The sequence below is a fragment of the Pseudomonas sp. R11F genome, assembly GCF_050312575.1.
In the GTDB taxonomy this organism is placed as follows: Bacteria; Pseudomonadota; Gammaproteobacteria; order Pseudomonadales; family Pseudomonadaceae; genus Aquipseudomonas; species Aquipseudomonas palleroniana.
In genome coordinates, this window is record NZ_JBNPJU010000053.1 from 88688 (window position 1) to 99262 (window position 10575).

The window sequence follows — 10575 nt, forward strand, 5'->3', positions numbered from 1 at the left end:
CGTGACTGACTACCCAGTCAGGCTTTTACGCCACACCCAAGCTTAGACGGCCCGGAGCAGGGCGCACCGAGCGTCCCAGGCTCACGCTACCCATGCCCAAGAATGGCAGAATCACCGTCCCTCACCAGGCGGGTTATGACATAACCGTCTAACCGCATGAAAATTCTGAAAAAAACCTTTGCCATCGGAAAGGCTTTCGACTACATTAGCGCGCCTCGACAGACTGAACTGGTTTGACGAGATACGGTGAAGTGTCCGAGTGGCTTAAGGAGCACGCCTGGAAAGTGTGTATACAAGAAATTGTATCGAGAGTTCGAATCTCTCCTTCACCGCCAAATTCGATGTAAACAAAACCCCTGGTTTCGAAAGAAACCAGGGGTTTTGTGCTTTCTGGGCTTGGAAATTTCCCGTTCTAGATCATGTACACGGCATGTCCAGCCGGCGCCCAATGACATCCAGCAGATCGCACCCATCGCGTAGTGGAATTGAGCAGAGCAGGGCAAAATCACTGAGCACGACGGCATCACTGCCTATTTCACTGCGTAGTGCGAGATTCTCAAGGACCTGGGTCACGGCGCGAAGTCGATAGGTCGCGGCCTCTAGCAGTATTTCCAGAGGCGATTGGCGTGCAAAGGCTGGGAGTACGAGCGTAAAGCTCACAACGGCGACCACGCTTGAACGAAGGCTGTTTTCAGGGCAGCGCTGAGCGGCCTTGATACGTTCCGTGAAAACGCCACTCCTCAATGCCTATGCCGATGATGCACGTCCGGAAAATGCGCATGGCTATGCTTCATCGCACTGTGCACATGCACGTGGCTATGCGGCACCGCCGGGTCCCATTCAAAGTCATGGTCATGCTGGTGATGCTCATCATGCACATGGCGATGCCCGTGTTCCGTCGCTTCATGCAGATGCTCATGGGCATGTCGCTCTGTCAGGTGCAGCCACACGCCGATAGCCATTAACGCCGACGCGATCCAGAACGCGACGGTGACCGACTCGTCCATCACCCATAAGGCAACCGCAGCCCCGAGGAAGGGCGCTGTCGAAAAGTAGGCGCCGGTGCGGGCGCTACCTAGCCCGCGGAGTGCCAGTATGAACAGGACCAGGCTGATGCCATAGCCGAGAAACCCGACCAGCAACACGGGCGCAAGTTGCACGGCGCTCGGGAGCTGCGCGCCGAGATAAAGCGCCAAGCTGCAATTCACCCACCCGGCAATCAAACCCTTGGCGCCTGCGATAAACAGGGCGTCAGATGCGGATACCTTGCGCGTCAGGTTGTTGTCGATCCCCCAGCACAGGCAGGCCAGCGCAACGGCAAACGGTCCCGTCCAGTCCTGGCTGGTAGCGCCGCCGTCGGACCAGGACAGCACTACGCCGCCCAGCACAATGGCGAGCATACCGAGCACGATACGGCGGTCGGCGTTTTCCCTGAACACCAGCCAGGCGATAACCGCAGTCAGTACCGACTCGAGGTTGAGCATCAATGAAGCCGTGGCCCCGGCGGTGCGGGTCAGGCCGAACATCAGGGCGACGGGCCCGAGGATGCCGCCGAAGACGATGGCGCCGAGCAGCCAGGGCCATTCCGAGGGGGCCAATCCGCTAGGTTTCCAGCCGCGATCACGTATGCAGCGCACACCGGCCAGACCGATACCGCTGCCAAGATAGAGCAGGCCGGCGAGGAGTATGGGCGAGAGGCCAAGGCCCAGGCTTTTGGCAAGTGGGGTGCTGGCGCCGAACAGGGCGGCGGCCGCAAGGGCGTAAAGGATACTGAGGTTCATGGGCCATCCTCGAAGGTATGGCCCATGATACGTCGCGCGCGGGCCTGAGCCCTGGCGATTTTGACTATTTCACGATCATTTATTGCGCAGTTTTGAGCTTGACCACATCACCCGAGATCTTGGTGGTGTAACCGCTGAGCACCCAGGCCCAAAACCAGTTTTCTTGCACTTGGGTGTTGATCAACGCATCGCCGCCTTTGGCCTTGATGGCCGCGTCCTGCGCGCGCACGAAACGGCTGTTCTGGCCGATCGGGATCAAGCCGAACAGCATGATGCCGGTGGCGCTGGCTTCACTGTGACCCAAAACGGTGTATTGGCTGCTGTCGTAATGCGGGGATTTGATCGCGGTACCGGTGCAACCTGCAAGGGTGAAACCCAGAACTGCTGCTGCAACCACTTTACTGACGTACTTCACTGAATAACTCCATGAACTCAATCCCGGGATCCAATTTCCCGGGGCGCGACACTCTAATCGCTCAGCTGGCAGATTGAAATCCGCCAGCCAAAGGTTTCACTTTCATACCCGCACTTACGCCCAGGCTGACAGGCGCGGATACCCGCGCACCGGGACGTGCTTGGCGTCAGATATGCAGCCACGCCAGGCTGCCCAGCACCACCGCCACACCCGCCGCTGCATAGGACATGCGCTTCAGCCATTCACGCCGCGTGAGCAAGGTAATCGCCGCCAACGAAATCGCGATCTGAATCGCCGTCATCGCCTGAGCCCAGCGGTGATGCTGGTGCAGTGCCTCTTCGGATTTCTGATCCCACTCTCGGGAGGTGGCCTCCAGTTTTTCGGCTTGTTTGCGCACTTCTTCCTTCTGACTTTTGTAGCGCTGCACTTCGTCGTTGTAGTGCGCCGCGTCGACGCCGGGGATGTGTGCGGCGAGTTCGGCGAGGTTTTGCCGGCTGGATTTGGCCTGGTAGTAATTCCACTGGTTGGCGGCTTCGGTCTTGATGATGGCGGCGTTGTTCTTGTCCATTGCCGCTTCGCTTTCGGTGGAGCCGGCCTGGTAGCTGAGCATGGCGCCGAGGGTGGCCATCAGCGCGGTCATCACGGCAATGCGGCTGGCGAAATTGTCACCGCGGCCGTGGGCATGTTCGGTGGTGTGTTCGATGTGTTTTTCGTGGGGGCTGGGGACTTCGAAGGCTTCGGACATGGGGGATTCTGCACACGGAATCTGGGAAGCCTGATTCTTTACCAGTGAAGCTGTCTCAAAGCTGTACGTAACGCTGCAAACCGGCCACCAATGCATCAAACATCACCCGACAGCGTGGGCTGTTGCGCAGGTCCTCGTGCATGGTCACCCAGGTGTCCAGTTTGAGCGCGAAAAACTGCGGCAGCACTCGCTGCAGGCGTGGGTCGCGCTTGGCCAGTTGCACTTGGCAGCCACCGATGCCGGCACCGGCGCGGATCAGTGCCAGTTGTGCCAGGTCGCTGTCGCTGCAGAGGGCGAAGGCGCTGCGTTCGAAGCCCTTGATGGCCAGGCTGCGGATGAAGGCGTTTTCCTGGTCGAAGCCGATCACCGAATGGTTGGCCAAGTCTTGCATGTGCAGGGGCACGCCCCGTTGTTGCAGGTAATCATCACGGGCGTGCAGGCCGACTTCGATCAGGCCTACGCGCCGCGCCACCAGTTGTTCCTGGCTGGGCCGGACCATGCGCACGGCGATGTCGGCTTCCAGTTGCAGCAGGTCGCTGAGGCGGTTGGTCAGCACCAGTTCGACCCGCAGGTGCGGATGCTCACGGCGTAATTGAGTGATGATCGGTGGCAGCAATTCCACGCCGACGACTTCACTCGCGGAAACCCGCACCACACCGCGCACCTCGTCACCGTGGGAGGAGGCGGCACGCTCGAGGGCGGCGGCGGTGCGTTCCATGGTTTCAGCGTGGGCGCGCAAGGTATGCGCCACCGCCGTCGGCAGCAGCCCTGTCGGTGAACGTGTGAACAGCACCACGTCCAACGCCGTTTCCAGCGCAGCGATATGCCGGCCCACCGTAGGCTGCGTGATGCCGAGCAGCCGCGCGGCCCCCGACAACGATCCTTCCTTGAGTACACCCAGGAACGACCGGTAAAGCTCCCAACCAATATTCGATGCCATGCATAAATGTATAGCGACTGGTGGGTCTTGGGCAATTCCTCTATAGCCGGGTCCGGAACAGAATGCGCTCACCAACCAACGTGGGAGAGTGTGATGAGCAAGGTTCTGGTATTGGGTGCAACCGGTGGCATTGGTGGCGAGGTCGCGCAGCAACTGGCAGCGGCGGGTTGGGACGTGCTTGCGTTGACTCGGGATGTCGACAGGGCCCGTCGGCGAAACCCTGGCCTCACCTGGCTCAAGGGCGACGCACTCGATCGGCAGCAAGTACTGGCGGCAGCGCGTGGTTGCGAGGTGATCGTCCATGCCGTCAACCCGCCGGGCTACCGCAATTGGGCCGGGCTGGTACTGCCGATGATCGACAACACCATCACGGCGGCGATTGCCGAGGGCGCGACCATCCTGTTGCCGGGCACGGTGTATAACTTCGGGCCGGATGCGTTTGCGCTGCCGCATGAGGATTCGCCCCAGCACCCGCAGACGCGCAAAGGGGCGATCCGTGTGCAACTGGAGCAACGCTTGCTCGACGCCTCCCGCCAAGGGGCGCGGGTCTTGATCGTACGCGCCGGGGATTTTTTCGGCGCCCGTGCGTCCAATAACTGGTTTTCCATGGGGCTGATCAAGCCTGGAAAACCGGTCGCCAAAGTGAGTTATCCGGGCGCGCGTGGCGTGTTGCATCAGTGGGCCTATTTGCCGGACGTGGCGCGCACGATGCTCGAGTTGCTTGAGCGCCGTGCCACCCTTGACGCGTTCGCCCGTTTTCACATGGAGGGCTTCGTCGATGCCGATGGCACACAGATGAGCGAGGCCATCCAGCGCGTGGTGTTACGCAGGACGGGTCAGCAACCCCGCGTAGGCCCGTTCCCTTGGTGGCTGTTGAAGGTGGCGGCGCCCTTTGTCGTCACGTTCCGCGAGATGCAGGAGATGCGTTACCTCTGGCGCACCCCATTGCGCATGGGCAACGAACGCCTGGTCGCGGTGTTGGGCAGGGAACCTCATACGCCGCTGGACCAGGCGGTGGAGGCCACATTGGACGGTCTGGGCTGCCTGCCTGAGCCCGCCTGATCAAGCGCATCTACACCGCGAGATTGATCAGTTCCACTGCCGTTTCCTGCGCCGTTGCAGGGTGGACGGTCATGGCAAAGGGTTGCCTGCCGACAAGCGTGGCCGTTATTGTGCTGAATCCTTTTAGTCCTTCCTCCAGGTTCTGTTGTGATGAATGCACCGCGTAGCGCTGTCGGTCCGATCAAGGCCGTGATATTCGATATGGACGGGTTGTTGCTGGACACTGAGGGCATCTACACCGAAGTGACGCAGATCATCGCCGAACGCTACGGCCGAACCTATGACTGGGGTATCAAGCAGCACATCATTGGCCGCGGCGCCCAGGACCTGGCCGATTATGTGGTCAAGGCACTGGACCTGCCGATCACACCGGCGCAGTTCCTGACCATCCGCGAACCGCTGATGAGCGAGCGTTTCCCCAAGGCTTTGGGCATGCCCGGTGCCGAAGCGCTGGTGCGGCATTTGAAAGCACACCATATTCCGATTGCCGTGGGCACCAGTTCGTCGCGTAATTCGTTTGGCCACAAGACCACTCTGCACCGCGAGTGGTTTGCTCTGTTCGACACCATCGTCACGGCCGATGACCCGGAAGTCGGCGCCGCCAAACCGGCCCCCGACATCTTCCTCACCGCCGCCCGCCGCCTGGGCGTCGCGCCCGAGGACTGCCTGGTCTTCGAAGATTCGCCGTTCGGCGTTACCGCTGCGAAAGCCGCGCATATGACCGCCATCGCCGTGCCGGATGAAGCCATGGCTGACAGCAAGTACCAGCATGCTGACCAGATCATTCGCAAACTTGCAGACTTCGATCTCGCCGCCTATGGCCTGCCGCCGATGTCCTGAACAAACACGATCAAATAGTGTGAGAGGGGGCATGCCCTGATGCCAGTCAGTTAAGGATTAACGCGGTCATTGTGGGAGGGGCGGTGCGACGATTCGACTTGCTCCCGATAGGCCGCGCAGCGGCCTCAAAAATGGGCCTGCTACGCAGTCCATCGGGAGCAAGCCCCCTCCCACAGTGGTTTAAGCGCTGAAACCACCATCGATAGTCAGACTGGCACCTGTGATATAGCCGGCTTCCGGCCCCGCAAGATAAGCGACGAAGCTGGCAATCTCTTCCACATGCCCATACCGACCCACCGCCATCAACCCAATCAAACTTTCCGCAAAATCACTGTTCGCCGGGTTCATGTCGGTGTCCACCGGCCCAGGCTGTACGTTGTTGACGGTGATACCACGCGGCCCGAGGTCCCGTGCCAGCCCTTTGGTCAGCCCCACCAGCGCGGATTTGCTCATGGCATACGGCCCGCCACCGCCAAACGGCATGCGCTCGGCGTTGGTGCTGCCGATGTTGATCACGCGGCCACCGTCTTTCATGTGTTTGGCGGCTGCCTGAGTGGCGATAAACACGCTGCGCACGTTGATCGCCAGGGTTTGGTCGAAATCTTCCAGCTTGAACTCTTCCAGCGGCCCGATGGCCAGCACACCGGCGTTGTTCACCAGGATGTCCAGGCCGCCGAACGCTGCGACGGTGGTGTCGACCGCCTGGCGTATCGCCGTGGCATCGGCGCTGTCGGCATGAATCGCCAAGGCTTTGCCGCCTTCGCTGATCACGCTGTTTTGCAATGCTTGCGCCTTGTCGGCCGAGCTGACGTAGGTAAAGGCAACGGCTGCACCTTGCGCGGCGAGGCGCTTGACGATGGCGGCGCCGATGCCGCGGGAACCGCCTTGGATCAAGGCAACTTTGCCGCTGAGGTTTTGTGTGGTCATGTCGATCTCCGAGCTGTTCAAGGCGGAATGCCTTGTGGTTGGAAGCGAGTATCGGCCTGGGCCATCGCGCCCGGTAGACCGTGATTGCTATAGTCTGTGTAAACCAAAAGTTTAGAGTGGGGCGATATGGAGAGCTTTGGCGGTATCGAATGCTTTGTGCGCAGCGCTGAAGGCGGCAGTTTTGCCGAAGCCGCCCGGCACCTGAGCCTGACTCCGGCGGCGGTGGGCAAAAGTGTTGCCAAGCTGGAAGCGCGCCTGGGTGTGCGCTTGTTCCAGCGCAGCACCCGGCGCCTGACCTTGACCGAAGCCGGCCAGCTGTTTCTCGAAGAAGTCGGCGCCAGCCTCACCACTATTCAAAATGCCGTGGCCAACCTGGCCAGTGCGCAGGGGCGCCCGGTGGGCACGCTCAAGGTCAGCATGGGCACGGTGTTCGGTAATCGGTACGTGGTGCCGTTGCTGGGCAAGTTCATGCAGCGCTTTCCGGATATCAGGCCGGACTGGCATTTTGATAACCGCCAAGTCGATTTGATCGGCCAGGGTTTTGACGCGGCGATCGGCGGTGGATTCGAATTGCCCCAAGGGGTGGTTGCACGCAAGCTCACGCCGGCCCATCGGGTGTTGGTGGCGGCGCCGGCCTACCTCGCACAGTGCCCGCCCGTTTTGCATCCCGAAGATCTGGCGAGCTGCAGCGGCATCTTGATCCGTTCGCCGCAGACAGGCCGCGTGCGCTCCTGGCAACTCACCAGTCGGGAGCGCGAGCACCGCCCGCTGGTGCTCAAGCTCGGCATGACCATGAGCGACTCCGAGGCGGCGTGCTGCGCCAGTGCCCAGGGTTTAGGCATTGCGCTGGTGAGCATGCCGATGGCAGTGCCGTTCCTCGACAGCGGTGAGGTGGTGCGGGTACTGCCTGATTGGTACGTCGACGACGGCAACATTTCACTCTATTACGCCGAACACAAACTGCTGCCCGGCAAGACCCGGGCCTTTGTGGATTTCATCATCGAACAGTTTGCCGAGCAGGGGCTAGGGAAAAGGTTCAGCGCAGTCTGAATGTGGGGCTTGCTCCCGATGGATTGCGCAGCAGGCCCAGCCCTTTCAAACCCAAAGCAGGGGCCGCTGCGCGGCCCATCGGGAGCAAGCCCCCTCCCACAGTGACAGCGTTAAGCCTCCACTGACGGGCATCAGGACCGGCCCGGCCAGCCAATCACTTTCTTCGGTCGTGGCGTTGCGTAGGTCCGGATCTTCGACGTCGACAAACCCAGTCGCACCAGCGACTCGGCAATGGTCACCGCCGCTGTCACGCCATCCACCACCGGTACGCCCGTGCGCCGGCGAATCTGTTCGTCCAGCCCGGCCATGCCGCCGCAACCCAGGCAGATCACTTCGGCCTTGTCTTCACTGATGGCCAGTTCCGATTGACGCACGATGGCCTCCATCGCGGCCAACGGGTTTTCTTCCAGCTCCAATACCGCCATGCCACTGGCCCGCACCGAGGCACAACGCTGGTACAAGCCTGCGAGTTTCAGGCGGTCTTCGATCAGCGGCACGGTGCGGTCCAGGGTGGTCACCACTGAATAGGCGTGGCCCAGGAACATCGCAGTGCTGGCGGCCGCTTCGGTGATGTCCACCACCGGCACATTCAGCAACTCCTGCAAGCCTTCACGGCCGTGCTCGCCGTAACCGGCCTGAATCACCGCATCGAATGGCTGGTCGTAGGCCATCACCCGATCCATCACGGCAATGGCCGCCAGGTAACTTTCAAAATTGCCTTCTACCGATTCTGCGCCGAAGTAGGGGGTGAGCCCGACGATCTCGGTGCCGGGCGAAGCCACGGCCCGCGCCTGTTGGGCGATGGTGTCGGTGATGGATTCGGTGGTGTTGACGTTGACCACGAGGATACGCATGGAGTGTCCTTGATTAGTGACTGACGTTATCGACTGCAATGCTTTCGCCGCTGACATCGGCGTAGAACGCTTGGCGCTTGGCGATCAACCGGTACAGCAACCCTGCAATACCGGCGCCAAACAACCAGGAAAACGGCGCGACACCGGCAAAACCAGGCAACAGCGCCAGCAGAATCGCGATCACCGCCGCAGGCACAAACGCCGCCACTGCGCGCAAATTGATCCCGTGGCTGTAGTAATAAGCACCGTTGGGATCTTCGCTGTACAGCTGCAGCACATCCACCCGGCTTTTACGGATCAGCCAGTAATCGACCATGATCACCCCGTACAACGGCCCCAGCAGCGCACCCAGGCCGGAGAGGAAATACACGATCACCAGCGGGCTGTTGTAGAGGTTCCACGGCAGGATCAGCACCGCCACGGTGGCGCTGATCAACCCGGCGCGACGGAAGTTCAGGTACTTGGGCGCCAGGTTGCTCAGCACGAAGGCCGGTGCCACGAAGTTGGCCATGATGTTCACCGCCACGGTGACGATCAGGAAGGCCAGGCAGCCCAGCACCAGGAAGAAGGTATTGGGGATGGCGGCGATGATTTCGGTAGGGCTTTCGATCACGCGGCCATTGAGTTGGAATTGGCCGCCGCACAGCAGCACGGTGATCGCCGCGAATACCAGGATGTTCACCGGCAAGCCCCAGAAGTTGCCCACCAGGATGGTCTTGCGGCACGGTGAAGAGCGGGCGAAGTCGCAGAAATTAAGGATCAGCGTGCCATAGATGGACAGCCACAACGCGCCGCCGGCAAAGATATTGCGCCACATCTCGCCGCCGCTCAGCGGCTCGCGGATCGACCAGGCGATATCACCTGCGGTCTGGAAATACATCCAACCGGCCAATGAGGCCACGGTCACCAGGATCACCGGCCCGGCGAAGGCTTCGTAGCGACGCACCATCTCCATGCCATACGCCAGGATCGCCAACTGCACGAACCAGATCGTCACGAAACACACCCAGCCCAGGGTCGACAGGCCAAGGATCGAGTTGTGGTCATAGTCGGCAAAGCCTGGATGAATCGCCGATAGCAACACGCGGAAAACCACCGACGCCAGGTAGGTCTGGATACCGAACCAGGCAATCGCAATGACGGCGCGAATCAGCGCGGGGATCTGTGCGCCATGGATACCGAAGCTGATACGGCTGATCACCGGAAACGGCACACCGGTCTTCTGCCCCATAAACCCCGACAAGTTCATGAAGAAGTACACCAGTGCCGCGCCGATACCCAGGGATAACAGGATCTGCCAGCCGCCGAGCCCCAGCGCATACAGGCCGATGGCAAATGAATAGTTGGCGATGTTGTGCACATCGTTGGTCCACAGCGCAAAAATGCTGTAGCGCCCCCAGCGCCGGCCTTCGCGCTTGGTGGGTGCCAGGTCTTTGTTGTGCAAGCGCGGGCTGAGCACCAGGGGGCCAGGGCTTGTAGCCTCGGGGGTCAGGGCGGAGGAGGGCAGATCCAGTGCGATGTTATTCGAAAGACTTGTACGCATTCCGGCAGGCTCCAGCGCATCTGCGAGCGAGCCGCGGATGGCAAAGTGTATGTATGATTTGTATTTATTGTATACAAAACCTATTTCACCTTAAGCCACATGCGTGCCAGTTTTCGATCTATTAAACGGCTGTCTAATTTCGTTTTTATATGTATTTTTGATAACTATCTGAATTTGAATGGATATAAATTGACCATTTGAACAGGTATTTATTTTTGAAGGCAGGAGGAAGCTGATTCAGAGCGAAATAATGCATGAGTGCGGGTGTTACGTTTTGGTGCTGTGACGAAAAAGATGCACACATAAATGGCACCGATCGTTACATCTATGTGTACATTTATCATGGATAACACAAAACAAATGTGGGAGGGGGCTTGCTCCCGATAGCGGTGTGTCAGTAACCAGCAATCTGGCTGAA

The 10575-nt window shown here is 60.2% G+C and carries 11 protein-coding genes and 1 tRNA gene; 4 read left to right on the forward strand and 8 right to left on the reverse strand.

Annotation, left to right across the window (positions count from 1 at the left end; all coding sequences use genetic code 11):
* Positions 1–245 precede the first annotated feature (245 nt).
* A tRNA-Ser gene (locus ACQRBV_RS14975) sits at positions 246–335 on the forward strand.
* A gap of 82 nt (positions 336–417) precedes the next feature.
* Here the strand turns inward: ACQRBV_RS14975 and ACQRBV_RS14980 are convergent.
* From ACQRBV_RS14980 to ACQRBV_RS15000, 5 genes are all read right to left on the reverse strand, one after another.
* Positions 418–672 carry a short-chain dehydrogenase gene (locus ACQRBV_RS14980; protein WP_411985673.1) on the reverse strand — a complete coding sequence of 85 codons (255 nt, stop codon included), beginning with the start codon at positions 670–672 and terminating at the stop codon, positions 418–420.
* 68 nt (positions 673–740) lie between these two features.
* Entirely contained in the window at positions 741–1781 is a 1041-nt protein-coding gene (locus ACQRBV_RS14985) for a DMT family transporter (protein WP_244700093.1), read from the reverse strand.
* Positions 1782–1860: 79 nt separating this feature from the next.
* Positions 1861–2196 (reverse strand): hypothetical protein, encoded by a 336-nt coding sequence (locus ACQRBV_RS14990; protein ID WP_060756254.1) that lies wholly within the window; start codon positions 2194–2196, stop codon positions 1861–1863.
* A 166-nt stretch (positions 2197–2362) separates the two neighbouring features.
* Positions 2363–2941 (reverse strand): DUF4337 domain-containing protein, encoded by a 579-nt coding sequence (locus tag ACQRBV_RS14995; protein ID WP_060756253.1) that lies wholly within the window; start codon positions 2939–2941, stop codon positions 2363–2365.
* Between the two features lie 55 nt (positions 2942–2996).
* Entirely contained in the window at positions 2997–3881 is an 885-nt protein-coding gene (locus ACQRBV_RS15000) for a LysR family transcriptional regulator (protein WP_411985672.1), read from the reverse strand.
* 93 nt (positions 3882–3974) lie between these two features.
* Here ACQRBV_RS15000 and ACQRBV_RS15005 point away from each other — a divergent pair, with 93 nt between their 5' ends.
* Both ACQRBV_RS15005 and ACQRBV_RS15010 read left to right on the forward strand, forming a co-directional pair.
* Entirely contained in the window at positions 3975–4943 is a 969-nt protein-coding gene (locus ACQRBV_RS15005; RefSeq protein ID WP_411985671.1) for an NAD-dependent epimerase/dehydratase family protein, read from the forward strand.
* A 150-nt stretch (positions 4944–5093) separates the two neighbouring features.
* Entirely contained in the window at positions 5094–5783 is a 690-nt protein-coding gene (locus ACQRBV_RS15010; RefSeq protein ID WP_104994527.1) for an HAD-IA family hydrolase, read from the forward strand.
* Positions 5784–5963: 180 nt separating this feature from the next.
* Here ACQRBV_RS15010 and ACQRBV_RS15015 read toward each other — a convergent pair whose 3' ends face one another.
* Positions 5964–6710, reverse strand: coding sequence for a 3-oxoacyl-ACP reductase family protein (locus tag ACQRBV_RS15015; protein WP_161549585.1), 747 nt, complete (start codon positions 6708–6710; stop codon positions 5964–5966).
* Between the two features lie 126 nt (positions 6711–6836).
* On the opposite strand from ACQRBV_RS15015, the gene ACQRBV_RS15020 reads away from it, so the two are divergent.
* Positions 6837–7760 (forward strand): LysR family transcriptional regulator, encoded by a 924-nt coding sequence (locus ACQRBV_RS15020; RefSeq protein WP_411985670.1) that lies wholly within the window; start codon positions 6837–6839, stop codon positions 7758–7760.
* Between the two features lie 131 nt (positions 7761–7891).
* Here the strand turns inward: ACQRBV_RS15020 and ACQRBV_RS15025 are convergent, their stop codons facing one another.
* Together ACQRBV_RS15025 and ACQRBV_RS15030 are read right to left on the reverse strand one after the other, a co-directional pair.
* Complete coding sequence (locus ACQRBV_RS15025) at positions 7892–8614, reverse strand: aspartate/glutamate racemase family protein (RefSeq protein ID WP_060756248.1); 723 nt, start codon at positions 8612–8614, stop codon at positions 7892–7894.
* A 13-nt stretch (positions 8615–8627) separates the two neighbouring features.
* The gene (locus ACQRBV_RS15030) at positions 8628–10157 is read right to left on the reverse strand and encodes an NCS1 family nucleobase:cation symporter-1 (RefSeq protein WP_244385276.1); all 1530 of its coding nucleotides are present in this window, start codon (positions 10155–10157) and stop codon (positions 8628–8630) included.
* Between the last annotated feature and the right edge of the window lie 418 nt (positions 10158–10575).